General features: G+C 71.9%; 23 protein-coding genes. 13 read left to right on the top strand and 10 right to left on the bottom strand.

From position 1 onward, the window contains the following. Positions 1-19: 19 nt before the first annotated feature. Positions 20-1882 (top strand): translational GTPase TypA, encoded by a 1863-nt coding sequence (gene typA / locus Dvina_RS42560; RefSeq protein ID WP_223096199.1) that lies wholly within the window; start codon positions 20-22, stop codon positions 1880-1882. Positions 1883-1918: 36 nt separating this feature from the next. Here the strand turns inward: typA and Dvina_RS42555 are convergent, their stop codons facing one another. Further along, complete coding sequence (locus Dvina_RS42555; RefSeq protein WP_223096197.1) at positions 1919-2911, bottom strand: terpene synthase family protein; 993 nt, start codon at positions 2909-2911, stop codon at positions 1919-1921. 82 nt (positions 2912-2993) lie between these two features. Next, on the bottom strand, positions 2994-4010 hold the full coding sequence (locus Dvina_RS42550) for a TerC family protein (protein WP_223096195.1): 1017 nt from the start codon (positions 4008-4010) through the stop codon (positions 2994-2996). A 263-nt stretch (positions 4011-4273) separates the two neighbouring features. On the opposite strand from Dvina_RS42550, the gene Dvina_RS42545 reads away from it, so the two are divergent. Both Dvina_RS42545 and Dvina_RS42540 read left to right on the top strand, forming a co-directional pair. Next, positions 4274-4672, top strand: coding sequence for a hypothetical protein (locus tag Dvina_RS42545; protein WP_246655681.1), 399 nt, complete (start codon positions 4274-4276; stop codon positions 4670-4672). Positions 4673-4799: 127 nt separating this feature from the next. Continuing rightward, complete coding sequence (locus Dvina_RS42540) at positions 4800-6362, top strand: DUF6745 domain-containing protein (protein WP_223096193.1); 1563 nt, start codon at positions 4800-4802, stop codon at positions 6360-6362. A gap of 426 nt (positions 6363-6788) precedes the next feature. Here the strand turns inward: Dvina_RS42540 and Dvina_RS42535 are convergent, their stop codons facing one another. Together Dvina_RS42535 and Dvina_RS42530 are read right to left on the bottom strand one after the other, a co-directional pair. After that, positions 6789-8486 (bottom strand): CocE/NonD family hydrolase, encoded by a 1698-nt coding sequence (locus Dvina_RS42535; protein WP_223096191.1) that lies wholly within the window; start codon positions 8484-8486, stop codon positions 6789-6791. 36 nt (positions 8487-8522) lie between these two features. Next, positions 8523-9611 (bottom strand): DNA glycosylase AlkZ-like family protein, encoded by a 1089-nt coding sequence (locus Dvina_RS42530; RefSeq protein ID WP_223096189.1) that lies wholly within the window; start codon positions 9609-9611, stop codon positions 8523-8525. 47 nt (positions 9612-9658) lie between these two features. Here Dvina_RS42530 and Dvina_RS42525 point away from each other — a divergent pair, with 47 nt between their 5' ends. Beyond that, positions 9659-9835, top strand: coding sequence for a hypothetical protein (locus Dvina_RS42525; RefSeq protein WP_223106257.1), 177 nt, complete (start codon positions 9659-9661; stop codon positions 9833-9835). A 2-nt stretch (positions 9836-9837) separates the two neighbouring features. On the opposite strand, the gene Dvina_RS42520 is transcribed toward Dvina_RS42525, so the two are convergent. Next, entirely contained in the window at positions 9838-10038 is a 201-nt protein-coding gene (locus Dvina_RS42520; protein WP_223096187.1) for a hypothetical protein, read from the bottom strand. Positions 10039-10123: 85 nt separating this feature from the next. On the opposite strand from Dvina_RS42520, the gene Dvina_RS42515 reads away from it, so the two are divergent. Continuing rightward, entirely contained in the window at positions 10124-10963 is an 840-nt protein-coding gene (locus Dvina_RS42515; RefSeq protein WP_223096185.1) for an MHYT domain-containing protein, read from the top strand. Between the two features lie 19 nt (positions 10964-10982). Here Dvina_RS42515 and Dvina_RS42510 read toward each other — a convergent pair whose 3' ends face one another. Beyond that, positions 10983-12113, bottom strand: coding sequence for a LolA family protein (locus Dvina_RS42510; RefSeq protein ID WP_223096174.1), 1131 nt, complete (start codon positions 12111-12113; stop codon positions 10983-10985). 98 nt (positions 12114-12211) lie between these two features. Between Dvina_RS42510 and Dvina_RS42505 the strand changes: the two genes are divergently transcribed. Beyond that, positions 12212-12868, top strand: a complete 657-nt coding sequence (locus Dvina_RS42505; RefSeq protein ID WP_223096172.1) for a response regulator transcription factor — start codon at positions 12212-12214, stop codon at positions 12866-12868. A gap of 28 nt (positions 12869-12896) precedes the next feature. Then, positions 12897-14246: a sensor histidine kinase gene (locus tag Dvina_RS42500; protein ID WP_223096170.1), complete on the top strand. Its 1350-nt coding sequence runs from the start codon at positions 12897-12899 to the stop codon at positions 14244-14246. Between the two features lie 177 nt (positions 14247-14423). Here Dvina_RS42500 and Dvina_RS42495 read toward each other — a convergent pair whose 3' ends face one another. Then, positions 14424-14978 carry a cysteine hydrolase family protein gene (locus Dvina_RS42495; RefSeq protein WP_223096168.1) on the bottom strand — a complete coding sequence of 185 codons (555 nt, stop codon included), beginning with the start codon at positions 14976-14978 and terminating at the stop codon, positions 14424-14426. 60 nt (positions 14979-15038) lie between these two features. Between Dvina_RS42495 and Dvina_RS42490 the strand changes: the two genes are divergently transcribed. Together Dvina_RS42490 and Dvina_RS42485 are read left to right on the top strand one after the other, a co-directional pair. Further along, positions 15039-15674, top strand: a complete 636-nt coding sequence (locus Dvina_RS42490; protein WP_223096166.1) for a MerR family transcriptional regulator — start codon at positions 15039-15041, stop codon at positions 15672-15674. After that, entirely contained in the window at positions 15671-18199 is a 2529-nt protein-coding gene (locus Dvina_RS42485; RefSeq protein ID WP_223096164.1) for a VIT domain-containing protein, read from the top strand. The genes Dvina_RS42490 and Dvina_RS42485 overlap by 4 nt, the downstream gene beginning before the upstream one ends. Positions 18200-18375: 176 nt before the next feature. Here the strand turns inward: Dvina_RS42485 and Dvina_RS42480 are convergent, their stop codons facing one another. From Dvina_RS42480 to Dvina_RS42470, 3 genes are read right to left on the bottom strand one after another with little or no spacing between them, the layout of a single operon-like run. Then, positions 18376-18858, bottom strand: coding sequence for an HIT family protein (locus Dvina_RS42480; RefSeq protein WP_223106025.1), 483 nt, complete (start codon positions 18856-18858; stop codon positions 18376-18378). A 50-nt stretch (positions 18859-18908) separates the two neighbouring features. Continuing rightward, entirely contained in the window at positions 18909-21035 is a 2127-nt protein-coding gene (gene thrS / locus Dvina_RS42475; protein WP_223096162.1) for a threonine--tRNA ligase, read from the bottom strand. Positions 21036-21088: 53 nt separating this feature from the next. Then, positions 21089-21670, bottom strand: coding sequence for a phosphoesterase PA-phosphatase (locus Dvina_RS42470; protein ID WP_223096154.1), 582 nt, complete (start codon positions 21668-21670; stop codon positions 21089-21091). An 11-nt stretch (positions 21671-21681) separates the two neighbouring features. On the opposite strand from Dvina_RS42470, the gene Dvina_RS42465 reads away from it, so the two are divergent. The 4 genes from Dvina_RS42465 to Dvina_RS42450 all read left to right on the top strand — a co-directional run bounded on the left by Dvina_RS42465 (position 21682) and on the right by Dvina_RS42450 (position 26676). Then, complete coding sequence (locus Dvina_RS42465; RefSeq protein ID WP_223096152.1) at positions 21682-21951, top strand: TfoX/Sxy family protein; 270 nt, start codon at positions 21682-21684, stop codon at positions 21949-21951. Between the two features lie 286 nt (positions 21952-22237). Further along, the gene (locus tag Dvina_RS42460) at positions 22238-24199 is read left to right on the top strand and encodes an acyltransferase family protein (protein ID WP_223096150.1); all 1962 of its coding nucleotides are present in this window, start codon (positions 22238-22240) and stop codon (positions 24197-24199) included. A 60-nt stretch (positions 24200-24259) separates the two neighbouring features. Next, entirely contained in the window at positions 24260-25294 is a 1035-nt protein-coding gene (locus tag Dvina_RS42455; protein WP_223096148.1) for a DUF695 domain-containing protein, read from the top strand. A gap of 194 nt (positions 25295-25488) precedes the next feature. Next, positions 25489-26676: a cytochrome P450 gene (locus Dvina_RS42450; protein WP_223106024.1), complete on the top strand. Its 1188-nt coding sequence runs from the start codon at positions 25489-25491 to the stop codon at positions 26674-26676. Positions 26677-26722: the final 46 nt, after the last annotated feature.

The following is a 26722-nucleotide window of genomic DNA, read 5'->3' as shown; positions in this document are numbered from 1 at the left end:
GCCTGGAACAATAGGGGTCATGCAGACCCGCTCAGATCTCCGCAATGTGGCTATCGTCGCCCACGTCGACCATGGCAAGACCACGCTCGTCGACGCGATGTTGCGGCAGTCCGGGGCGTTCCACGCCCGCGCCGAGCTCACCGATCGGGTCATGGACTCGATGGACCTCGAGCGCGAGAAGGGCATCACCATTCTCGCCAAGAACACCGCGGTGCGCTACGTCCCCCAGGACGGCGACCCGGTCACGATCAACATCATCGACACGCCCGGCCACGCCGACTTCGGCGGTGAGGTCGAGCGCGGCCTGACCATGGTCGACGGCGTCATCCTGCTCGTCGACGCCAGCGAGGGCCCGCTCCCGCAGACCCGGTTCGTGCTGCGCAAGGCGCTCAAGGCCCGCCTGCCGATCATCCTGGTGATCAACAAGGTGGACCGGCCCGACGCCCGGATCAAGGAGGTCGTGGACGAGACCTACGAGCTCTTCCTGGACCTCGACGCCGACGAAGAGCAGATCGACTTCCCCATTGTGTACGCGTGTGCGCGCGACGGCATCGCCACGCTCGCGCAGCCCAAGGACGGCACCGTGCCGGAGGACAGCGACAACCTCCAGCCGCTGTTCAGGACGCTGCTGGACACGATCCCGGCGCCGGCCTACCACGAGGGTGCCCCGCTGCAGGCGCACGTGACGAACCTGGACGCCTCGCCGTTCCTGGGCCGCCTCGCGCTGTGCCGGGTGCACGAGGGCACGATCCGCAAGGGGCAGACGGTGACCTGGTGCCGCGAGGGCGGCACCCAGCAGAGCGTGCGCATCTCCGAGCTGCTGATGACCGACGGTCTGGAGCGCAAGCCCGCCGAGCAGGCCGGCCCGGGCGACATCATCGCCGTCGCCGGCATCGCCGAGATCATGATCGGCGACACGCTTGCCGACGCCGAGAACCCGATCGCGCTGCCGCGCATCACTGTCGACGAGCCGGCCATCTCGATGACCATCGGCACCAACCAGTCGCCGCTGGCCGGCAAGCAGAAGGGCACGAAGGTCACCGCCCGCCTGGTCAAGGACCGCCTGGAGCGCGAGCTCGTCGGCAACGTGTCGCTGCGCATCCTGCCGACCGAGCGTCCCGACACCTGGGAGGTCCAGGGCCGCGGTGAGCTGGCGCTGGCGATCCTCGTGGAGCAGATGCGGCGCGAGGGCTACGAGCTGACGGTCGGCAAGCCGCAGGTCGTGACCCGCGAGATCAACGGCAAGGTCCACGAGCCCACCGAGCGGCTGACGATCGATGCGCCGGAGGAGTACCTCGGGGCGATCACGCAGCTGCTGGCCACGCGCAAGGGGCGCATGGAGCAGATGGTCAACCACGGCACCGGCTGGATCCGCATGGAGTGGCTGGTCCCGGCGCGCGCGCTCATCGGCTTCCGGACCGAGTTCCTCACCGACACCCGCGGCACCGGCATCCTGCACCACGTCTTCGAGTCCTACGAGCCCTGGTACGGCGAGCTGCGCACCCGCGCCACCGGCTCGCTCGTCGCCGACCGCTCGGGCGTGGCGACGCCGTTCGCGATGATGAACCTGCAGGAGCGCGGCTCGATGTTCGTGGAGCCGACCACCGAGGTGTACGAGGGCATGATCGTCGGCGAGAACTCCCGCGCCGACGACATGGACGTCAACATCACCAAGGAGAAGAAGCTCACCAACATGCGCTCGTCGGCCGCCGACGAGACGGAGAAGCTGATCCCGCCGCGGAAGCTCTCGCTGGAGCAGGCGCTGGAGTTCTGCCGCGAGGACGAGTGCGTGGAGATCACGCCGGCGGCGATCCGCATCCGCAAGGTCATGCTCGATCAGAAGGACCGCGAGCGCGTGGCCCGCAAGCGCGCGCACTCGTAGTCGGCCGGCGCCGATTGGGGCCGCGGTGTCGCGGTCCTAATCGCCGGCGCTGCGTGGGGCCGGTATCTCCGCCGGGGTGTACCGGCCCGACTCCATCGACCAGTCCACGTTGCCGCGAATCCAGTGCACGAGGTCGCCGATGCCGGTGGCACAGGTCGGGTCGCTCCACCAGCGGGTCTCGAGCCGGTCGCGGGCGACCTGAAACTCCAGCACGCACGCGTCGTGCTCGGCCACCGCCGCCGACACCGCCTCCGCGAGGTGCAGGCGGTGCTCGCGCTGGAACGAGAAGACGATGTTGTGGTGGTCGCCGATCGCGGCCTCCTTGGGCCACGAGATCAGATCATTGAAGATCCCGATGACGGTACCGGCGGTGCGTCGCGCGGTCGCGAAGTCCGGATCGTCGAGCAGGCCGGTGGGCAGCTCGAACCCGTGCATCGGCTCGATGAGATCGAAGAACATGTCGGTGGCCGCGCTGTGGTGGCGCATCCGGCGGTATTCGTCGAGCAGCGGCGGGCGGTCCGCGGCCCGGTTGCCGGCCTCCCAGAGCGTGCCGGCCAGGTAGTCGGCGACGTGCCCGACGAAGCGCTCCCGCCACTGCGGGCTCACCCGCGGCTCGGTCCGCTTCCAGACCTCACCGAGCGCCCCCGCGAGGGGCCGGCCCAGCGCCGTGCCGAAGACCGGCTCCGGCTGCTGGTCGCGCAGGAGCCGCACGACCTCGGTGACGGCCGCGCGGGCCGGCTCCGGGTCGCGCACGAGGGCCCGCTCCAGCAGGTCGTCGAGGACGAAGATGCTGATCAGCCAGGCCGTGGCCAGCCGCAGCTCCGGCTCGCCGGCGTCCGGGTGGGCCCGGCACATGAGGTTGGCGAAGCGGGCCCGCGCGAATGTCGCGCGGGCCCCGGGCCGGTCGAGCAGGCCGTGCCGGGTCGCCCAGTGCAGCGACCAGCGCTGCACCGAGTCGGCGTGGGGCGAGATCCGCGGCGTGAACGGGCACAGCACCGCGGGAGCCGAGAGCTGGCCCCGCTGCGTCATTTCATGCAAGATGCATCACCTGCCCCGCCGTGGTACCCCATGTTCGCGCTGATTGACGCGTAAAGCGAGCCCCGGCGAGGCTTTAAGGAATTTTGTGAGCTTTGTCCGCTTGTGCGATGGCTGCACGCGCGTCGTGACGCGACTTGACCAGAGACGCGACGGTCGTGATGGCCAGGGTGCCGATGATGACGGCGAGTGACAATTCGATGCCGATGTGCGGCGCCCACCCGACGGGCTCGCCACCGTTGATGAACGGCAGGTTGTTGTCGGCGAGGGCCTCCAGGAACAGCTTCACACCGATGAACCCGAGCACCACGGCCAGGCCGACGGAAAGATAGACGAGCCGGTCGAGCAGTCCGCCGATCAGGAAGTACAGCTGTCGCAGTCCCATCAGCGCAAACACGTTGGCCGTGAAGACCAGGTAGGGCTCGGCGGTCAGGCCGAAGATCGCCGGGATCGAATCGAGCGCGAAGATGAGATCCGTCGTGCCGATCGCGATCAGCACCACGATCATCGGGGTCATGTGCAGACGGCCGCGCTCGTCACGCGCAGTGAGCCGGGACTCCTGATACTGCGGGGTCATCGGCAGCACTCGCCGCGACCACCGGATCAGCGCGTTCTCCTTGAAGTCCCCCTCATCGGTCTCGCCCTGCATGGCGAGCTTGACCGCGGTGTATACGAGGAATGCGGCAAAGATGTAGAACACCCAGGAGAACCGGCTGATCGCCGCCGAGCCCACCGCGATGAACCCGCCGCGCATGACGAGCGCGAGGGCGATGCCGATCAGGAGGACCTTCTGCTGGTACTGCCGCGGGACCTTGAAGCGCGACAGGATGATCACGAAGACGAACAGGTTGTCGACGGACAGGCTGTATTCCGTCAGCCAGCCCGCGTAGAACTCACCGGCGTAGCCGCCACCCCAATTGGCCAGCACGAACAGGCCGAAGAGCAGGGCGAGCCCGACGTAGACCGTGACCCAGATGGTCGACTCTTTGATCGACGGCTCATGAGGGCGGCGGGCGACGATGGCGAGATCGAACAGCAGTATGGCGCCCAGCCCGACGAGAGTCGCGGTCCAGATCCAGCCGGCAACATCCACGTATTTCCTCCGGTAGACACACCACAGGCCACGCCGACCCTGAGGGACGCGTGGGCTGTGTAGTTGACACCGGAGGTCTCTTCCGCCACCCGCAGTAGCCGGATGACCGACGGCGCCGGGTGTGGACCCCCACGTGCGTGGGGCACCGTGCTGACGACGACCGTCGCGGGGGAATACTCCCCTCCTGTTGCTCGTCAACCATTGTCCACCAGGCCGTCACGCCAGGCCCCGCGGGGGCGCAAAAAATGTCGTACCCCCCGTCTATGGTCTGGGGCGTCGAGGGTGAGGCGGGGTTTCTTTCGCCGCTCACTCATGTCCGCGCCGTCCGATGGGAGTGCTCCATGTATCGGCAAGGTGACGTTCTGTTGGTGCCCGTTTCGGCCGGGGAAGTGCCCGGAACGGCTGTTCCCGCACCCCGTGACCGCGCGGGCCGCATGGTGCTGGCCCGCGGCGAGGCGACGGGACACGCCCATGTGATCGTCGGCCCGGACACCGTCCTCCTAGCCGACCGCGACGACGTCGACCGGCTGTTTGTGAAGATCATCACACGGGCGCGGGTGGTCCACGAGGAGCACGGCACCATCACGATTCCGGCGGGCTCATACCGGATTGTCCGCCAGCGGGAGTACCTGCCCGGTGCCTACCGGTATGTGGCCGACTGATGCCTGCCACCACATCTTCTGCCGCAGCGTGGACAGCGGCGGCTGCGACCACCGCTCGACCCGTGGACCTGCGGTTCGTGACTCGGGCGCCCGGTTCTGCCGGTTCGCTGCATCGAAGGGCGGCGCGATGACGACGGAGCTGGCCACCGCCGAGTCCAGGGCGGCCGCACAGGGCGCCGTGTCGGCCAAGTGGCTCGCCGCGGGGCTGTCGACCGCCCCGGCCGACCGCCAGGCCGCCGCCGATGCGGTCCGGCTGGCGTACCGCTCGGCCGGGCTGCCCGCGCCCCGGCACATCGTCTGGTTCGCCTCCCCGCGCGCCGGAGCCCGGGCCGCCGCCCTGCTCACCGGCCGCCGCGGCCTCCCCGGCACCCCGATCGACCCGGCCGACGCCGCGATCGAGGCCGACCTGCGGGCGCAGGGCTGCCCACCGGTCCACGGCAGCGCGGGCCCGTCGGTCCGCGCCGCGATCCGCACCAACCCCTGGGCTGCCGCCCGCGCCGAGGCCCACGACCTGCTGGGACCCGACGGCTGGGCCGCCCTCTGGTCGGCGTGCGGCGCCGATGTGTGGCGCCTGGTCAACGACCGCATCGCCACACCACTGCGCACCCACCTCCGCGGCGAGCTCCCGGTGCACGCCCGCGCGGTCCTGCTGGACGCGGTCGGCGGCCAGCACGACGCCGGCTGGCTGGCCGCGTTCGACGCCTCCGCCGCGCCCCCACTGCCGACGGGCGCCCCGGCACCCGCCACCGCTGCGGGCCCTTCCTCCGGCACCGCCACCGCGGGCCGGTCGTCCACCGCGCCGCAGGGCGGCCCGGCGCCTTCCTCGGGCTCGTTCACGTACGTCGGCGGGTCGGCGTTTCCCGGCTCACCGTCGGACGGCTCCTCGTCGGTGCGCTCGGCCGGGCCGGAGTCGATGTTCAGCGCCGGGCCGGTGGGCGCGGCGGCCTGGGCGGCGCAGATGGCCCGGGCGGCTCAGGCCGGTGCCGACGGTGCCGCGGCCGATGGGCCCGCGGGGTCCTCGGCGTCCGCCGGTGGTCCGGCCGCGGGGGATGAGCCGGAGCCGGTGTTCAGTGCGGGCCCGGTCGGGGCGGTCTGGGCCACAGCGGGGGACGGCGCCGGTATCGGTGAGGCCGCGCTGCACGCGGTGCAGCGGTTGGCGGGCCTGGCCGGGGTGGCGCGCTCGGCCGGCTGGTGGTGGCCGTATGCCAACATCGCCATCCTGACCGACCGCCCCGACGCCGTGCACCGCGACAACATCGGCCGCCTGCACGCCGCCGACGCCCCGGCGCTGCACTACACCGACGGATACGCCATGCACGCCTGGCGCGGTATGCCCATCCCGTCTGACCTCGTGGAGCGCTTGAGCCGGCTCACCTACCGCCAGATCGCCGACGAACGCAACGCCGAACTGCGCCGCGTGATGCTGGAGCACTACGGCTACGACCGCTACCTCCGCGAGGCCGGCGCCCGCCGCGTCAACCAGGACGAGGCCGGCACCCTGTGGCGCCTCAACTTCGCCGACGACGAACCCCTGGTCATGGTCGAGGTCGTCAACAGCACCCCGGAACCGGACGGCACGAGCCGCATCTACTGGCTGCGCGTCCCCCCGACCACCCGAACCGCCCGTGAGGGGGTCGCCTGGACCTTCGGCCTGACCGAGGCCGAGTACCACCCGTCCATCCAAACCTGACCCTGCCTACCCCCACCGCCAAACCCGCCCACTGCCGACCCGCTCATCGCCGGACCTGCCCGCCACCCGACCTTGCCCGGCGCCCGACCTGCTCGTCGCCGGATTGCTCGCCATCGAATCGGCCGTCGGTTGTCGCGGACGCGGACTGGGCTGCGCCCCGCCCAACGCTCTGCGCCGGATGCGGGATCGGGCTGCTCATCGGCCCGCACTGGCTTGCTGGCTCGTCCGTTGGTTGGCGCGACGTTTCGTCGGCGGCCTGACCGCTGGTGCAACCGTTGGCCGGCCGGGTTGCCTGCTCTTCGCGGTGTTCGTCGGGCTGATGCAAACACCGGCTCTGAGTGGGCGGTGGTGCGTGGCTGTCTTCCGGTCGGGTGGGCCGTCGGCGCTTGGCGACTCGCGAGCGGGTTCGGGCGGCTGGTGGGTGAGTTACGGGGCCAGGGGGAGGGTCACGAAGGACGGGGTGAGGATCTCCTGGCGGACCTTGCGGAGTTCGAGCTCGTGGCCCAGGGGTGCGCCGGTGCCGGGGTTGCGGCTGAAGCGGGGGTGGGCGCCGCCGCTGATCTGGATGCGTACGCGGCGGCCGGGGGAGAAGCGGTAGGCCGTCGGCCAGAGGTCTACGTGGACGGGAGTGCCCGGGGTGTGGTCGGGGCGGGCTCGGGCCAGGCCGTCGCAGATGTTCCAGGAGCGGCCCTGTTCGTCCACCTCGCACAGGCGGACGAAGACGTCGAAGTGCGGGGCCGGCGTGTCCTCGTCGCGGCCCGCGGTCGTCGCGCGGACGGTGATGGCCGCGGTCACCGGGCCGACCACGAACAGCGGCGCGGTGAGGGGCTCGGACGTGAAGGTCAGGACGTCCGGGCGGGCCTCCACGGGGCCGTTGTCGCGGCGGCCGGCGACCTTGCCGACCAGGCGCGGGCCGCCCAGCGCGGGAGTCGGGTCCTTGGGGTCGTAGATGAAGGAGTCCAGGAGGTCGCCGACGGCGGTCGGGGAGGGGTCGGGCGTCCCGTCAGGCGTCGGCCAGACGTCCTCGTCAAGGGCCGGCAGCTCGGCGGCGTCCGCGGTGAGGGTCGCGGCTTTCCCGAGGTACCACCGCTGCAGCCGGCTCTTCGGCGGCGGCCAGTCGCGCAGCTCCAGCCAGCCGTCGGCCCCGCCGACGTGGACGCGGACCGGGTGGTCACGGATCTGTTCGGGCCCGCCGGTGTGGGCGCGGAACCAGGCGACGGCTTCGGCGGCCGACTGCTGGAACAGCCCGGCGCTGCCGTGGTGCCACGGCCCGATGGTCAGGTGCGGATGCCGGCCCGCGGCTCGTAGCGCTGTGTAGTCGGCCAGTTGCCACGGCAGAAAGATGTCGTACCAGCCGCCTATCATCAGGACCGGAGCGGTGACGTTCGGCAGGCGATGAGCGTGGCCGCGCTGGGTCCAGTACGGGTTGGCCGGGTCCGCCTCGGCCAGCCAGCGCTGGAAGAACTCGATCTCGTTGCCGACCGTCACCCGGTCGGCCTCGACCATCGGGACGCGGGCCAGGCCGCGCTGGAGGCGGGGCTGGCCGCGCAGGAGCTCGACGGCGTTTTCGAGGCGCGGGCCGCGCTGGGCCTCCAGCAGGGCGGACCAGGTGAGGACGGTGTCGAGGGAGAATGCGCCGCCGGCGTAGGTCGGCGGGCCGAAGTCGGAGGCGGTGACGACGGTGGCCATGGCCTTGAGCTCGTCGCCGGCCTCGGCGGCCAGGGCCCACTGGACGAAGCCGACGTAGCTGGGGCCGTAGGTGAGCAGGCGCCCGTCGTACCACGGCTGGGCCCGCAGCCAGTCGAGCGTGTCCAGGCCGTCCTCGCGCTCCTGGGCCAGCGGCTCGAACGTGCCGCCCGAGTCGGCGGTGCCGCGGCACGACTGGATGAGCACGTGGAAGCCGCGCCGGGCGACGGCCCGGCAGAGGATGCTCGTCGGCGCGCCGCGGCCATACGGGGTGCGGACGAGCACCGTCGGCAGCTGGGCGTCGAGCGTTGGCGCGTAGTGGTCGGCGCGCAGGTTGGCGCCGTCGCGCATGCGGACCGGGATCGCCTTCGTCACCGCGACCCGTGCGGTCACTGCGGGGGGCAGCTTCAGCCAACGCCCAACCGGATCCAGCCTCATGCGTCCCGACAGTACCGTCACTCCCGCCGAACGACGTTACAGCCGCACCTCGACCGACCCGAGCCCGCGCACGGCGGCCACCGTTTCCGCTTCGCGCTGCACCGAGGCCGCGGACACCGACGTCCAAGGCGTCACCGACACTTCAAGCCGCTGGTGTACGGCCCGAGCCCGCCACGTCCCCGCGATGTCCCCGTCGACAAGCAGTACCCCGGGATTGCCGAGCATCCGCCAGACCTCCTTCGCCTGCGCCTTGTCCGGCACCAGCACGGACCGGTCGCGAGCCTGCAGGAACGGGTCCGAGGGCGGCAGCAGGCGCACGCCCTCGACCGGCGCAGCGGCGAGCAGGCCGTCCAGGTCCTCCGCCGGCAGCCAGGCGGTCTTCCCGTCCACGCTGACCGCGGCGAGGTCCTCGGGCCAGACGGGCTTGACGGCGCTCACTGTCGTGCCGAGGTACTTGGCCACGTCGCCCGGCGTCGCGGGTCCGAGCAGGCGGAGGTACACCTTGATGAATTCGGCAGTCCCGGACGCCTTTGCGGGCTGCTTCGGCCGCGGCGCGATAGGTGCGAGCACGGTCTTGGCCGCGTCCTCCTCGAGCCGGACCCCGCCGCCGAGGCCCGCGAGCTGCAACAGCCCGCCCGAGATGTGCCGGGCGCCGCATGGCTTGCAGTCGTAGGTCAGCTCCGGGGGCACCAGATCGGAGACCGCCCGGCTCACCTCGCCCTTGGCCGTCGGTCTGCGCACCACCTCGCGCAGCGCCGCGGCCGTCGCGCTGAACGCCGCCAGGCCCAGTTCGGCCGCGGCCTTGGGCAGCTGACCTGTCGCGTACCGGGCCGCGGCGTCGGCGTCCGAGAGCGGCCACAGCGCGCCGGCGAGGTCCGGCAGGTCGGCCGGGCGGTGCAGGTGCGGGGCGCCGCGGGTGCTCCAGGCCAGGGTCAGGTCGCCGCCGCGCGGGTCGGTGCAGCGGGCCGCGAGCGCCTGGCGGGCCGAGCCGGCGGGCACGTTCGGCACACCGAGGGCGAGGACGGCCAGGCCGGTCGGGTCACCGTCGTGGCGCTCGTGGAGATCGTTGGCGACCGTGCGGTACGCGAGGACCTGGGCTCGGCAGACCGCGGGCGACTTGGTCATGGCCGCCATTCTTGCGGGTCCTTGACCTGCACGCGCACCATCGAGTTATGGAGTTCAACGACGACGAGCTCGCGTTCCTGCGCCATGCGCGGTTCGGTGAGCTGCCGGAGCGCGTGCGGCCCGAGGACATGGTGGAGGTCGAGGATACCGACGCGCCGCGGACCGCGCTGGACAACGGGCCGAGCCGCGAGCAGCTGGAGGCCACCCGGCACCTGTACGGCTGAGCCTAGATCTGGTGGTGCGACCCGTCGGGGTCGGGCATCTCCGGGACCTCGTCCATGTCCGGCGGGGTTGTCGCGTCCCGGGGCGGCGTGTCCGGCGGTGCCCATTCGGACTCGCGCTCGGCGTTCAGGGCCGCGTCGGTCTCGCCCTCGGTGGCCCGGCCGGCGGCGCCGGAGCCGATGAGCGAGTGATCGGGTTCCGTCATGGGAACGGGCTACCCGTGCCCCGAACGGGCAAACCCCGGACAACGTGTCCGCCCGGCTCAGCGATCGGGCTGGCTCAATCTCCGGGTGACCTCGGTTGACCAATTCGCCTACGGCTGGATCACGCCCGCGCTGGCGCTGGCCATGTCCATGCTGGGCGGCCTGCTCGGCACGTTCCTGACCAGCCGCTCCCGGGCCTTCACCGGCGCCCGCCGGACCCGCTGGCTGACCCTGGCGGCGCTGGCGATCGGCGGCTCGGGGACCTGGGTGCCGCACTTCATGGCGATGCTGGGCGTCGATGTGCCGGAAACCGTCGTGCGGTACGACATCCTGACCACGGCCCTCGGGTTCGGGATCGCCGTCGTCGTCTACTGCCTCGGCCTGTACCTCGTCGGCTTCGGGCCGCCGAGCGTCGGCAAGATCCTGCCGGCCGGGGTCCTCACCGGGATCGGGCTCACGGCCGTGTACGCCACCGGGCCCCTCTCGATGCGGGTCGCCGGCGTCGTCGCGTTCGACCCGCGCACCCTGCTGATCGGGCTCGGCGCGGCGATCGTCAGCGCCATCGTGACGCTGTGGTGCGTGAGCGTGGTCCGTGGTCTCCCGTCGATGGTCTGCGCCACGGTGATCATGTCGTTCGCGGTCGGCAGCACCCACTACATCGTGATGGCCGCCCTGCGGGTGACGCCCGCGCCGACCACCGCCGCCGTCCCCGGCGTCACCCTCTTCGCGATGCTCGCCCCGGTCTGCGTGCTGGCCTGCGTGCTGCTGGCCGGCCTGGCGTACTCCACCGTCGGGTTCACCGTCCGCCAGGACACCGCCCGCGAGGAAGCGCTGCTGAGCCAGGCCCGCGACATGTACTCCCTCGCGACCTTCGCCCGGGGACGCGAAAGGGACCGCGGCGAGCCCGCGGTCCCTTCCCACCGTTGAGCGGTGTTGTTGCCGGCAGTTACTTGAGCGCGGCGGCCGGGTCGGCGGCGACCTGAGCCAGCCGCTCCGGGTTCACCGAGCCGATGAGCACCCGGCCGTCGTCGGTGAACAGCACGTTGAGCAGCTTGGTGTTGAACGTGCGGCCACCGTTGCCGGTCGGCAGCTGGCTGATCGCGTCCTGCGCCTTCTTCTGCTCGTCCGACGTGGCCGCCCCCGCAGCCCCGTCCGAAGAGCGCAGCACCAGGACCGAGGTCCAGCCGGTACCGATAACCGTGCTCTTGGGCTTGTCAGCATCGCTGCCGTGCTGCTTCTGCCACTCGCCGCCCTGCTTCTCGGCGTCCTTGGCGGCCGGGTTGCCCTCGGTCACCTTGGTGTCGGCCGGCGGGTTGAACTTGAACTCGGCGTCGTCCGGCCGGGCGAAGTTCACCGAGGTGAACGCCACCTCGAACGCCGGGTTGGCCGAGCCGCGCGGCAGGACCTGCACCCGCAGTGGCAGCTTCTCCTGAGCGTCGATCGCCAGGCGAACCTCGCCGACGAGCGACGCGGTGTCCTTCGGGCGGAGCACGAGCTCGTAGGCGTTGCGACCGGCGATCTTCGCGGACGTGCCCGTGGAGATCTGCGTGGTCGGGTCCAGCGCCTTGAGGGCCAGGTCAGCGGCTTCCTGCGGCGAGGTCGGCATGTCGGTCGGCGACGGCACGGCGCCCTTGTCGGCGGCCGCCCCCGGCTTGCCGGCGAAGTGCTGCGCCTCCTTGGCCTGGGAGTCCCAGATCCAGGTGTCGTTGCCGTTGTGAATGATGTCGCTCTGTCCCTGCGTGCCCAGCAGTGACACCCGGGCCCGGTCGGGCCCCGAGTACCACACACGCAGGGTGTGCTTGCCGGACGCCAGCGACATGAGCTTGGCGCTCTGGTCGCCGGTCAGCAGCGGGATCGCCGGAAGACCGAGGTCGGCCCGCTCGACGACCGTCCCGGACAACCCGTCCAGCTGGGCTGTCTGCAGGTCGACCAGCAGCTGCGCTGCGGTGCGCGGGGGCAGGTCGGGCTCGGCGGCGACCGCGAGGGTCTTCGCTGCCACGCCCGCACCGACCACAGCGACCGCAGCGACCGCGGGCACCGCCCACCGAAGGACGGGTCGTGACGTGAAGTTAGGCATTTGGTTGCACCTCCTGCATACATGGTGCTTCGACCCGGCTGTGACATCGCTGAGACCGTCTGTGCCGCGCCACAGCCGAGCATGCCACGCTGTAACGCGTGCGGCTGCTGGTGGTAGAGGACGAGATGCGCATGGCCAACGCTCTACAGCGGGGCCTGCAGGCGGAAGGCTTCGCCGTTGACGTGGCCGGTGACGGCCCGAACGGCCTGGAAATGGCCCGGCACGGGGGCTACGACGCGGTGATCCTGGACATCATGCTGCCCGGTTTGTCGGGGTACCGCGTGGTCCAGACCCTCCGCGCCGAGAAGAACTGGGTGCCGGTGCTGATGCTGTCGGCCAAGGACGGTGAGTACGACCAGGCCGACGGCCTCGACTGCGGCGCCGACGACTACCTGACCAAGCCGTTCTCCTACGTCGTCCTGGTCGCCCGCCTGCGCGCCCTCCTGCGCCGCGGCGCGCCCGAGCGCCCGAGCGTGCTCACGGTCGGCGAGCTCAGCCTCGACCCGGCTCGCCGCCGGGTGATGAGCGCGGGCGAGGAGATCGTGCTCACCGCCCGCGAATACGCCCTGCTGGAGTACCTCATGCGCCGCCCCGGCCAGGTCGTCTCCAAGACGGAGCTCCTGGATCACGTCTGGGACGCGAGCATCGACACGGCGCCGAACGCGGTCGAGGTCTACGTCGGCTACCTGCGCCGCAAGCTGGGCCGGGACCTCCTGGAAACGGTCCGCGGCGCCGGCTACAGGCTGCGGACGTGACAGGTCCGGGGCGAAGCGAGGTTTCGGCATGAGGTGGTGGGCGTCCCTGTCGCTGCGTGGCCGCCTGGTCCTGCTCGGGACCACCGGCCTCGTGGTGGGCCTGAGCATTGCCGGCGCGGCGATGGCGTTCGCGATGACGTACAGCTTCCGCGGCTCCCTCGACCGCTCCGCCGACGCCACCACCGCCGAGATCGCCAGCCTGCTCGATGAGGGCGGCCGCCTCCCGGAGACCCTGCCCGCCCCGGCGAACCAGGTCGTGCAGATCATCGAGCCCGAGAAGCACACGGTCGTGGCCGGTGATCGAAATGCCGATCTGTTCGTACCGCTGCTGCGTGGCTCCGAGATCGACAACGCACTCCGCGGCGACCGTGTGGAGGTGCCGGGCGACCGCGCCGTCCAGCCGGACACGCTGCGGGTGACCGCCCACCAGGTCCCCGACGGCCGGATCATCCTCGTCGCCGTGCCCCTGGCCGACTACCACCGCAGCCTGGACCTTCTGAAGAACGCGCTCTGGTTGACGTACCCCACGCTGATCGTCGTGCTGGTCGCCATCGCCTGGCGCGTCGTCGGCGCCGCCCTGGCCCCGGTCGACCGCCTCCGCCTGGGCGCCGAGCGCATCACGGGCGCCGCCACCGACGAGCGGCTCCCGGTCCCGCCCTCCAGCGACGAGATCCAGCGCCTGGCCATCACGCTCAACCACATGCTCGACCGCCTGGCCGTCTCCCGGGCCCGCCAGCGCAGCTTCATCGCCGACGCCGCCCACGAGCTGCGCAGCCCACTCGCCTCGATCCGGATCCAGATCGAGGTGGCCCAGAAGCTCGGCGACTGGGCCGCCGTCTCCGACGACGTCATAGCCGACCTGGACCGCCTGTCCCGCCTGGTCGAGGACCTGCTCCTGCTGGCCCGGGCCGACGCCTCCGACCACCGCCGGACCGCCGTCGAACCGGTCGAGCTGCGCACCCTGCTGGCCCCGTTCGCGAAGCGCTACGACACTGTCACCCTGGCCCCGGGCGAGTCCCTGTGGACGGAGGGCGACCCGGACGCCCTGCACCGCATCGTCCTGAACCTGGTCGACAACGCCGTCCGCCATGCCCGCACCGACGTCACGCTGACCGTCGAACCCGAGGGCGCCAACGAGGTCCTCATCACCGTCACCGACAACGGCGAGGGCATCCCCGCCCCCTTGCGCGAACGCGTCTTCGACCGCTTCGCCCGCCTGGACGACGGCCGCGCCCGCGACGCGGGGGGCAGCGGCCTGGGCTTGGCCATCGTCCGCGAACTCACCCGCCGCCACGGGGGCACTGTCCGCCTGACCGACGCCCGCCCCGGCGTACGCGCCGAAGTCCGCCTACCCCGCCTCCCCGACAGCACGATGTAGACCTCACCGCGGCCCGCCCTCTCACATCCCGCCGCACCCCGCCTGGGTCGCCGAGCCAGGCCTGTGCGCCTTGCCCCGCCGCATCGATCCCCGTGCGCGCGGCGACCTGCGAACAGCGCCGAGCACTCGATCGCGCTCTCAGCCGCTCACCAATGTCGCTCAAACCACAGCCCAAGCTCACCGGCCGAAGCTCACCTCCTTGGTCTCGACCGTCCCGCCCCGCCGCCCCGGAGCCCGCTCCTCGGCCCAATACAGATTCGTATGGGCAATCACCAGCTCCGGCGAGGGTGCCCCATAAGCGGTGAGGTCCTCCGTCGTGTGCGCATCCCCGACCAGCACCGCGTCGTACCCCCGCACCAGCGCCCCGTGCAGCGTCGCCCGAATGCACATGTCCGTCTGCGCCCCGGTCACCACCAGCCGCCCGACGCCGAGCTCGGCCAGCCGCCGCTCCAGCTCCGTGTCCTCGAACGAGTCCGAATACCCCTTGTGCACCAGGGGCTCCGACTCGCGCCGCACCAGCTCCGGCACGTATTGCCACTGTTCGCTGTCCCGCGGCATGTGCTTGTCGGCGTGCTGAACCCAGACCACGGGCACGCCCTCGGCCCGGGCTTTGTCCACCAGCACGTTGATGTTGGCGATGACACCGTCACGGTTGTACGCACCGCTGGTGCTGCCGTTCTGCACGTCGATCACGAGCAAAGCAGTGTTCGGACGATCGGAGAACTTCGTCATGCCGGAAGCCTAGACTCGGGACCTTGACACTGTCAACGTGACAGTGTCACCATTGGACCCATGACCGCTTCGGAATGGACGCTCGACGAACTCATCGGCCGCGTAGCCGAAGTGCTCGGCGGCGCCACCTATGCGGGCGCGCCGAACGGAAGGGTGCGGGACGTCCCCGACGCCCGCGCCGTGCGGTGGTACACGACGATCGGCCTCGTCGACCGGCCCGTCATGCGCGGGCGGACGGCGTGGTACGGGCCTAGACACCTCAGCCAACTGGTGGCCGTCAAACGACGCCAGTCGCAGGGGTACAAGATCGCCGAGATACAGGCCGAGCTGGCCGAAGCGCCGGACGATGTGCTCCAGCGCATCGCCGAGCTGGGGGAGCTTCCACGCAAGGGCACCCCGCGGCGCTTCTGGACGCAGATGCCTGTCGAATACGTGCCCGACAAGCCGGAGCATCACAGACCAAAGTCGGCCGAGGAGCCCAGCCCGGCGCCCCCGCCAACATCGGCGCCAACGGCATCGGGGCTGCTCAGCGGGGTGCCATTGGGCGGGGGAGCGGTACTGCTGCTGCACCGCGCACCCGACGAGCACGACCTCGAGGCCATCCGGGACGCGGCCCGCGAGCTCATGGACCTGCTCGCGACCCGGGGACTTGTCACACCGGACGAGACGACGACGAGGAGAGGGAACGCCACATGAGACTCGCCACGATGACCGACGACGAGGCGCGCACGGCCGCCGCGCCCGCGGACGAGGCCGGCCTGGGTGCACTGCGCACCGAGCGCGGCAACCTCCCGCTCGACCGGCTCGAAGTACGGGCCGCGATCACCGGCCTGGTCGCCCGCACCGATCTCACGCAGGAGTTCGTCAACGTCCACCGCGAGCCACTCGAGGCGACGTACATCTTCCCGCTCCCCGACCGCACGGCCGTGACGAGCATGGCCATGACCGCCGACGGCCGGACCGTCCAGGCCGACCTGCAGGAGCGCGGCGCCGCCCGCGAGGCCTACGACAACGCCATCGCCGCCGGCCGGCGCGCGTCGATCGCCGAGGAGGAGCGGCCCGACGTGTTCACCATGCGCGTCGGCAACATCCTGCCCGGCGAGCGGGTCAGCGTGAAGCTCTCCATCGTCGGCCCGCTCGCGTTCGAGGACGGCGAGGCGACGTACCGCTTTCCGCTCGTCGTCGCCCCCCGATACATCCCGGGCGCCCCGCTCGACGGTGACAGTGTCGGCGACGGCCACGCCCTGGACACCGACGCGGTCCCCGACGCCTCCCGCATCACCCCGCCGGTCCTGCTCCCCGGCTTCCCCAACCCCCTGCGCCTGTCGATCGACGTCGACATCGACCCGGCGGGCCTGCCCCTCGGCGACGTCCGCTCCAGCCTGCACGCCGTGGCCCAGGCCGAAGGCACAACAGCAGAGACCCACTTGTCGGTACTGCCAGGCGATCGCGCCAACCGCGACTTCATCCTGCGCCTCGCCTACGGGCCAGGCGCGCAGAGCCTGGCCCTCGTTCCCGACACCCAGGCAGACCTCCACGCCAGCACCGGCACCAGCACGGACCCCAGCATCGACGCCCGAGGCGAGCGCGAGGAGGGCAGCGAGGAGGCGGAGGGCGCGTACCGGCTCACGGTGCTCCCACCCGAGCCCGACGCGCCGCCGCGCCCGCGTGACGTGGTGCTCCTGCTGGACCGCTCGGGCAGCATGGGCGGCTGGAAGATGGTGGCGGCCCGCCGCGCCGCGGCCCGGATCGTCGACACGCTCGGCGCCCAGGACCGGTTCGCCGTGCTGGCCTTCGACGATCGCGTCGAGACGCCGCAGTCGCTGGGATCGGGGCTCGTCGGCGGCACCGACAGAAACCGCTACCGCGCCGTCGAGCACCTCGCGCGGGTCGACGCCCGGGGCGGCACCGAGCTGCTCGAGCCGCTGGTGGAGGGCCTGCGCCTGCTGGGCTCCGACAGCACCCGCGACCGCGTGCTCGTCCTGGTCACCGACGGTCAGGTCGGCAACGAGGACCAGATCCTCCACACGATCTCGTCGTCGCTGCACGGCACCCGCGTCCACACGGTCGGCATCGACCAGGCCGTCAACGCCGGCTTCCTGGGACGTCTCGCCATCGCGGGTGGGGGCCGGTGCGAGCTGGTCGAGAGCGAGGACCGGCTGGACGAGGCGATGGACAGCATCCACCGCCGGATCGGCGCCCCGGTCGTCACCGGCGTGCAGATCGAAGCGGAGGGCCTGACCCTGCTCGCCGACACCCGTACCCCGGCCCGCCTGCCCGACATCTTCCCGGGCGTGCCATACGTGGTCGCCGGCCGCTACCGTGGCCCGGTCGCCGGCGCGTTCACGGTCCGCGGCACGACCCGCGACGGCCGCCCGTGGTCGGCCACGGTGCCCGCGGAACGGCACGACAACACCGCCCTCACGGCAGTCTGGGCCCGCTCACTGCTGCGCGACCTGGAGGACCAGTACATCGCCGGCGTCCCGCTGGAGCACCGGATCACCCAGCTCTCGCTGCGGTTCGGGGTGCTGTGCCGCTTCACCGCGTTCGTGGCCGTCGACAGCCGCGTCGTCACCGAGGGCGGCGACCCGCGCCAGGTGACGCAGCCGGTGGAGAGCCCGGCCGGCTGGGAGCCCCCGCGACCAGTACCGCTCCCGACGATGAAGCCGCTGTCGGCCCCGATGCCGACCGGCGGTTACCTCGCCCAGCCCACCGCAGCCGCCGGAGCCCCGGCCCCGGGAGCCCCCGCCGGTGCGGCCCCGTTCGCCTCCCCGCCCCCGGCCCCGATGTCCGCCCCCCACCTGAGCCCGATGGCGCCCCCGCCGCCCCCGGTCAGCGGCGCTCCGGCCCAGCGCAAGCTCGCACCACCCCGGGGCCGCGGCTACGCGCGCCGGATCACCATGCCCGACATGGACAGGGAGGCCGACGACTTCGCCGGCGGCGGAGTCGATGCCAAGATCCTGGCCGCCCAGGAGGCAGCCCGCCTGCGCGAGGCGGAGGGCCGCCCCGAGTACGAGCGCCGCGAGCTGCTGGAAGACCTGGCCTCTCGCCTGGCCGCCCTGAACCTGCCCGACCTCCGTACCCTGACCGCCGCCCTGACCCGGGAGTCCCTCGCCACCCGCCCCTTCACCGAACTCTGGGAGCTGGCCCTGACAGAACTGGACCGAGTGGCAGGCGCTACCGCCTCCCAGCCGCCCCGCAAAGCCTTCTGGAAGCGCTGACCGACTCACCCGTCAGGTCCGGGCCGCCCAGATCCAGCGGCCCGGACCCGCCAAACGCCGACAGCCGGCACCGTCATCGAAAGCGGCCGACGGGGTGGGGGTGCGGGTGGATCGGCCGCGAACGACGTCGCCATCGATAACAAGATCACCGTGGCGGAGGGGAGGAGCAGAGGAGGCTAGGCGGCCTCGGCGGAGGTCCAGACTTCGGCCAGGAGCTTGCGGGTGTCGGTCAGGAGCTGGGGAAGGACCTTGGTGCGGCCCACCACCGGCATGAAGTTGGTGTCGCCGCCCCATCTGGGGACGATGTGTTGGTGCAGATGGGCGGCTATGCCGGCGCCGGCTACGGAGCCCTGGTTCATGCCCAGGTTGAAGCCGTGGGCCGCGCTCACCCTGCGGATCGCGCGCATCGCTGTCTGGGTGAACGACGCTACCTCGGCCGTCTCGGGCAGCGTCAGGTCTGTGTAGTCGGCTACGTGGCGGTAGGGGACGACCATGAGGTGGCCGGGGTTGTACGGATAGAGGTTCAGGATCGTGTAGACGACCTCGCCGCGGGCCACCACCAGGCTCTCGTCCGGTGGTAGGCCGGGTGCCTGGCAGAACGGGCACCCGGTCGGCTCGTCGTGGTCGTCGGTGCGATCCTCGCCCTTGATGTACGCCATCCGATGCGGCGTCCACAAGCGCTCCAGTTCGTCCGGCTCCCCAGGGTTCGTCACTCCGGAGACCCCGCAGCAGGCGACGAAGGAGACCCCGCAGCAGGCGACGAAGGAGACCCCGCGGCGGAAGACGAAGGAGACCCCGCGGCAGGCGACGAATCGGCGGCGGCAGCGGGGGCCGACGGGCCGATGTTCGTGCGGGAGCGGACAACTTCCACGACGTGGGCCACCGCCTCGGCCAGTGGGACGCCGTTGCGCTGGGAGCCGTCACGGTACCTGAAGCTGACAGTGCCGTTCGGGACGTCGTCGTCGCCGGCGATGGCCATGAACGGGATCTTCTGCTGCTGGGCGTTGCGGATCTTCTTCTGCATGCGCTCGTCGGAGTGGTCGACCTCGACGCGGATGCCTTCCTTGCGCAGCAGGTCGGCGAAGTCGAACAGGTAGTCGGCGTGGTCCGAGCGGATCGGGATGCCGACCACCTGGACCGGGGCGAGCCAGGCCGGGAAGGCGCCGGCGTAGTGCTCGACCAGGACGCCGAAGAAGCGCTCGATCGTGCCGAAGAGGGCCCGGTGGATCATGACGGGCTGCTGGCGGGAGCCGTCCGAAGCCTGGTACTCCAGGCCGAACCGCTTCGGCTGGTTGAAGTCCACCTGGATCGTCGACATCTGCCAGGTGCGGCCGATCGCGTCCTTGCACTGCACGGAGATCTTCGGGCCGTAGAAGGCCGCGCCGCCCGGGTCGGGGACGAGCTCCAGGCCGGAGGCCTCGGCCGCGGTCTGCAGGGCGGCGGTCGCCTCTTCCCAGTCGGCGTCGTCGCCGATGAACTTGGGGGAGTCGTCGCGGGTGGAGAGCTCCAGGTAGAACTCGTCAAGGCCGTAGTCGCGCAAGAGGTCCAGGACGAACTGGAGCAGCGACTTCAGCTCGTCCGCCATCTGCTCCTTGGTGCAGTAGATGTGCGAGTCGTCCTGCGTCATGCCGCGGACCCGGGTCAGGCCGTGGACCACGCCGGACTTCTCGTAGCGGTACACGGTCCCGAACTCGAACAGCCGCAGCGGCAGCTCACGGTAGGAGCGGCCGCGGGCCCGGAAGATCAGGTTGTGCATGGGGCAGTTCATGGCCTTGAGGTAGTACTCCGCGCCCTCCATCTCCATGGGCGGGAACATGGTGTCGGCGTAGTGCGGCAGGTGGCCCGAGGTCTGGAACAGGTTCGCCTTGCTGATGTGCGGCGTGTTGACGAACTCGTAGCCGGACTCGTGGTGGCGCTGCCGGGAGTACTGCTCCATCTCCCGCCGGATGATGCCGCCCTTGGGGTGGAACACGGCCAGGCCGGAGCCGAGCTCGTCCGGGAAGCTGAACAGGTCCAGGTCGGCACCGAGCTTGCGGTGGTCGCGCCGGGCCGCCTCCTCGAGCAGCTTCTGGTACTCCTTCAGCGCATCCCGCGTCGGCCACGCCGTGCCGTAGATGCGCTGGAGCTGCGGGTTCTTCTCCGAGCCGCGCCAGTAGGCGGCCGCGCTGCGCATCAGCTTGAACGCCGGGATGAACCGGGTCGACGGCAGGTGCGGGCCCCGGCACAGGTCGGACCAGCAGACCTTGTCCGACTGCGGGTCCAGGTTGTCGTAGATGGTCAGCTCGCCGCCGCCGACCTCCATCGCCTCGGCCGAGTCGAAGGACGCGCCGGAGTCGGACTTGACGTCGACGAGCTCCAGCTTGAACGGCTCGTCGGCCAGCTCGGCCTTGGCCTGCGCGACGGACTCGAAGCGGCGGCGACGGAACTTCTGGCCGGCCTTGATGATCTCCTGCATCCGCTTCTCGAGCTTGGCCAGGTCGTCGGGCTGGAACGGCTTGCCGACCATGAAGTCGTAGTAGAAGCCGTTCTCGATCGGCGGGCCGATACCCAGCTTGGCCTCGGGGAACACGTCCTGCACGGCCTGCGCCAGCACGTGCGCCGTGGAGTGGCGCAGCACGTTGAGCCCGTCCGGGCTCGACATGTCGACCGCCTCGACCTCGGTGTCGGCGTCGAAGACGAAGTCGAGATCCCGCAGCTTGGTGCCGTCGCGGACCACCACGATCGCCTTGGGGCCGCTTGTCGGCAGCCCGGCCGCGGCGACCGCGGCGGCCGCCGTCGTGCCCGCCGGGACCACGATGCGCGGCGGGGCTTCGGCATTCGAGCGCACTGCGGACACGGGCTGCTCCCAAGAACGACGCGACAGGTTTCACACCGATGCTATCGACCCACTCAGCGCAACCCGCCGAACACCCCACCGGCCACGACCGCGCCGACGACGGTGCCGACCACGACCTGGGCCACGGTGTGGTCCTTCAGCGCCACCCGCGACCACCCGATGGCCCCGACGAGTGGTGCGGTGACGAGGAGTATCCCGCTGTACACCATGATCAGAATGACGACCGCGCCGGCCGCCACGGCGGTGTGGATCGACATCTTCCACCAGTGGTTGATGACGGCCGCGACCAGCAGTCCGACCCCGCCCGCGACCACGGCGGCCAGCAGTTCCCGGTGCGCGTGGGCGAGCAGCAGCACGACGAACCCGGCGATCACCGACCCCAGGCCGACAAGCAGCGGCACCAGCCGCTGGCGCCGGTCGCCGATGTGGTGATCGGAGAGCCGCCCGCTGCGCACCCCGCGCAGGATGTAGAGGAACGGCAACACGCTCTCGAACAGCGCCGCGACAAGCCCGAGCGCCAGCCCGCGCCCCAGCCCCGGCTCGGCGTGCACCCCCAGCAGCACGAGCAGCACCGACACGAGCACCGCGGGCGCGAACGCCTCGGTGAAGAAGCGGGCGAGCCGCTGCGAAGACATAAAATCACCAAATGTACGACGAGGCTCTCGCCGCCCGCCTCCAGGAACGCCTGGGCCCGGACGTGACGAGCAAGCGCATGTTCGGCGGCCTGGTATTCCTGCGGGCGGGCCGGATCGTCGCCGGTGTCTACGGCTCCGACCTGCTGGTCCGCGTCGGCAAGGCCGACCGCGACGCGGCCCTGGCGCGACCGGGAACCCGCCCCTTCACCATGGGACAGCAGAAAACCGCGGCATTTGTACTCGCCGAGCCCGCCCGGATCGACGAATGGTTCCCAAGATGAGAGGATTACTCCGGGAATCGCAATAAAGGTCCGAATTGGCTACGGTACCGGGGTGCGCCCGGCAGCCGCTCACCACCGACCCCCGGCCGCCACCCAATCGCCGCCCACCACCCCCGGCCGCCACCACCACCCCACCAAGGCCACCCCGCAGCCCCTGTCGCCAACCCCGGCCGCCCCGCAGCGCCAAGCCCTGACCACGGCGGCCGGGCAGCAAGCCCCTCGCCGCCCACGCCCGACACCGAACCAACGAGCCGGCCGCCGGTCAGCACTCGCACCAACCAAGCCGGTGGAGACCGCGCGGGCAAGGTCGGCCGGTGATCGGCGGCGGGACTTCCGGCCGGACATCGAGGGGCTGCGCGCCGTCGCCGTCCTCCTCGTCGTCCTCGGCCATGCCGGGGTGCCGGGCCTCGACGGGGGTTATGTAGGCGTCGACGTCTTCTTCGTCATCTCCGGCTACCTGATCACCGGGCACCTCTTCCGGGAGCTGCGCACCACCGGCCGCATCCGGTTCGCCGCCTTCTACGCGCGGCGGATGGCCCGGCTGCTCCCGGCGGCCGCGCCGGCCACGGTCGCCACCGTCGTCGCCGCCTGGGCCTGGCTGGCCCCGCAGGCCGCGCGGGCGGTGAGTATGGACGCGATCGCCACCGCCGCGTACTCCCTCAACATCCGCCTCGCCGTCCAGGGCACCGACTACCTCGACGCGGCCCGCGAGCCGTCGCCGCTCCAGCACTTCTGGTCCCTGGGCGTCGAGGAGCAGTTCTACTTCCTCTGGCCGCTGCTGCTGATCCTCGCGGCGACCCGGCGCCGGGCGGTCCTGCTGCTCGGGTCACTGGCCGCCGGCTCCTTCGCGGTCTCGGCGTGGCAGGCGGTCGCGACGCCGCCGTGGGCGTACTTCGGGCTGCAGTCGCGGGCGTGGGAGCTGGCCGTCGGGGGCCTCCTCGCGCTCGTCGGGCGCCGACTGCCCGCCAGGGCCGCCTGGATCGGGTTGGCGCTGATCGCCGGGTGCGCGGGGCAGTACACCGGCGGAACGGTCTTTCCGGGGTGGGCCGCTCTGCTGCCCGTGCTCGGGGCCGCCCTGGTCGTGGCCGGGGACGGCCGCAACCGGCTCCTGGGCACGCGGGTGCTCGGCTGGTTGGGGCGGCTGTCATACGGCTGGTACCTCTGGCACTGGCCCGCCCTGGTCTTCGCCGCGCACTTCGGGGCCGGCCCGTGGACCCGGATCGCTGTCGCCGGCGCCGCGGCGCTCCCGGCCTGGCTGTCGCTGCGCGTGGTCGAGCGGCCGCTGCGGCTGCGGCGGCGCGGGCTCGTCCTGGGCGCGGCCACCACCGCTGTCACCGTCGGCGCCGCGGTGATCGTGCTCGGGCTGCCGATGCGGGTGCCGGGGGAGGGCACCGCCCGGGACACCGCGCAGGCCGTCACCGCGCAGCCGGACCCCGGGCCGGCGCTGCTGGCGCTCATCGAGACCGCGGCCCGGACCAGGCTCGTGCCCCGCAACCTCACCCCGCCCGTCACCACCGCGGCCCGCGACACCCCGCCCGAGGACCGCGCCTGCCTGGCCTCCCTCGACGAGACCACGACCCGGACCGCGGTGGCCAAGGGCTGCGACCGCCACGGCGACCCGGACGCCACGGCGACTGTCGTCCTGTTCGGCGACTCCCACACCGAGCAGTGGTTCGCCGCCGTCGACAGCATCGCGAAGCGCCGGCACTGGCGCCTGGCCGTGTTCACGAAGAGCGGCTGCACTCCCGCCGCCGTGGTCACCACGAAGCTGGGGACGCGCCGCCCGTACCGTGAGTGCACCGCCTGGCGGGAGGACGCCCTCGCGCGGATCAAGGGCCTGCACCCGACGCTCGTGCTGCTGTCGAGCCGGACGTACACGGAGGCGGGCACAGACGCGGCCTGGGCCGCAGCGCTGGCGGCGACCGCGGACCGCCTGGCCGCACGAACGGTGATCCTCCAGGACACGCCCGACCCGCGCGGCGTGAGCGTCCCCGACTGCGTCGCCGCCCACCCGACAGCCGTCGACCGCTGCGCGCTGACGGCCGAAACGGCGCTGTATCCGGCCCGCCGCGCCGCGATCACCGCAGCCGCGGCCACTGCGGTGATCGACCCGGCGACCTGGTTCTGCACCGCAGAGGTGTGCCCGGCCGTCGTCGGCAACACTCTGGTGTATCGCGACGGCAGCCACGTCACCTCCACCTACGTGCGCCTGCTGACCCCGCTCCTGGACGCCGCCCTGCCGGTCTGAGCAGGGGTCCGGACTCCGGCGCAGCACCGCCTCGGGTGTGGGTGGGCGCTAAGGTGAGGCGTGGTGTTCGGGCGCTCCAAGCGCAACTCGGGCGACAGCAGCGCGATCGTGGACTTCTGGACGTGGTGGCCGACGGTGCGGGCCGACGTCGAGGCGGCTATCGCCTCCGGGGACTGGGCGGTGCTCACCCCGCAGTTCTCCCGGCGCGTGCAGGACATCCACCCGGGGCTGGAGTGGGAGTTCGCTCGCGGTACCGATGCCAGGCATGCCCTTGTCGTCTCGGCGGCGGGCGTCGCCGAGCTCCGCCCGGTCGCGGCCCGGTGGGGTGCCGCCGCGCCCCCGGCCGACTCCACGTGGGAGTACCACACGGCCCGCCAGCCCGACCCCGACATCCTGAGCAACACCATCGGCCTCGGTGACGGCGTGCAGCTGGACCTGACCCAGCTCCGCTTCGCCTTCCGCCGGGAAGAGGATTCGCCGGAGCTGTCCGTCGTCGCGTACCACCCGGGCTTCCGCATCCTCAATGACGAGGCCCGCGGCCGGGTCACGTTCCTGACGCTCGACTGGCTGCTGGGCGAGAACGGCGTCGAGGAGTGGATCGGCGACATCGCCTGGGAGAGCACACCCCCGCCGGGTGCCGCCGAGCCGCGCGAGCTCGCCGCCGCGGTCGCCGCACTGCGCGAAGAGCACCGCACGCCCCAGTGGGTACTGCTGCGCGCCGAGCTCCCCGACGGCTGCCCGCTCATCGCCACGGTGCAGCGCCCGCTGCGCCCGGTCCGCTGGCCGCGCTTCGACACGCATGTCGCGGTGTCGCTGCCCTACCAGCACCAGAACTCCGCCGGGCTCCCCGAGGCCGAGTCCCTGGCCGCGCTGCGCGAGTTCGAGGACACCGCCCTGACCACCGCGGCCGGCCCCGACGGCGTGCTCCTGGCCCACGAGACGAGCAAGGGCACCCGCACCCTCCACTACTACGTGGACGCCGACTCGCCCGCCGCCGACGACCTGGCCGAGGCGGCCGGCTGGTGGAAGGACGGCCGGGCCCGCGTCGAACGGCACTTCGACCCGTCCCTGGAGCGCATCGGCCGGCTCCGCTGAGGCCCGCTCCGCCTGAGGTCGGCTCCGCCTGAGGTCGGCTCTGTCTGACGCCCCGCTCCGCTGAGGCCGGGCGGCCGGGGCCGGGCAGTGGTGGCGAGGGCATCGGTTGGTGTCGTTGGCGTGGATAGGGTTGTGGGGTGGCAGACATCGTGCAGAACGACGAAGTGCTCCGGCTGCTGGACGAGCTCACCACGATGACGGGGCGGGAGGACCCCTATCCGCGTTACGCGCGGCTGCGGGAGATCTCGCCGATCGTGCGGGCGCAGGACGGGGCGCTTGTCGTCACCGGATACGGCGACTGCCAGACAGTCGTGCGCGACGGGCGGCTCGCGCACATGCCGCCGGACATGCTGGCGTTCGTCGGGTTTCCGGACTGGCGCGCACGGCCGGCGTTGATGCAGCTGTTCACCAGCATGCTCACGCTCAATCCGCCGGACCACACGCGGCTGCGCCGGCTGGTCAGCTCCGCGTTCACCGCTCGGCGGGTGGTGGCGCTGCGGCCGGCGGTCGAGCGGGTGGTCGGCGAGCTGCTCGACGCCATGGCGCTCAAGGCGGCGGACGGGGCGGTGGACTTCGTGGCCGAGTTCGCGTTCCCGCTGCCGATCGCGATCATCGGCGAGCTGCTCGGGGTGCCGGCCGCCGACCGGGCCGGGCTGCAGGGGCTCGTCAACGACTGGACGCAGGTGCTCGAGGTGCTCACGCCGGAGGTGCTGGAGAAGGCGGACCCGGCGGCGGCGCAGATCCGGGAGTACCTGGCGGGGCTGCTCGCCGAGCGGCGCAAGGAGCCGCGGGACGACCTGCTCAGCGCGCTCGCCCAGGCCCAGGCGGCCGACGACCGGCTCACCGACGACGAGGTGCTCAGCAACGCCGCGCTGCTGTTCGCGGCCGGGTTCGAGACGACCACCAACCTGCTCGCGAACGGGCTCGTCGCGCTGCTGGACCGGCCGGGCGCGCTGGCCGCGGCGGGTCAGCGGCCGGAGCCGGCGGTGGAGGAGCTGCTGCGCTACGACAGCCCGGTGCAGCTCGTCAGCCGGGTGGTCGTGGAGGACGTCGAGGTCGCCGGGCGGACGGTCGAGGCGGGCGAGCGGATCGTGGCCTACCTGGGCGCGGGAAACCGTGACCCCGAGCGGTTCGACGCGCCGGACGAGCTGCGGCTGGACCGGGAGAACAACGCGCCCCTGTCCTTCGGCGGCGGGATTCACTACTGCCTCGGCGCGCCGCTGGCCCGGCTGGAGGCGCATGTCGCGTTCCCGGCGCTGGCGGCGCGCTTCCCGCACCTGGCGCTCGGCGAGGGGGTGCGGCGGCGCGACAGCCTGAGCTTGAAGGGCTTCACGGCGCTGCCGGTGCAGCTCGGCAGCGCCGTGTCGAGCAGCCGTCGATAGCCGCCACGCGCGCCCGCCGCGGTCGCCGCGGCGGGCGTGGTCCCGA

It is taken from the genome of Dactylosporangium vinaceum (assembly GCF_019904175.1).
Taxonomy (GTDB): domain Bacteria; phylum Actinomycetota; class Actinomycetes; order Mycobacteriales; family Micromonosporaceae; genus Dactylosporangium; species Dactylosporangium vinaceum.
The sequence above is the reverse complement of the archived record's forward strand: the minus strand, read 5'-3'. Positions and strand labels throughout refer to the sequence as shown.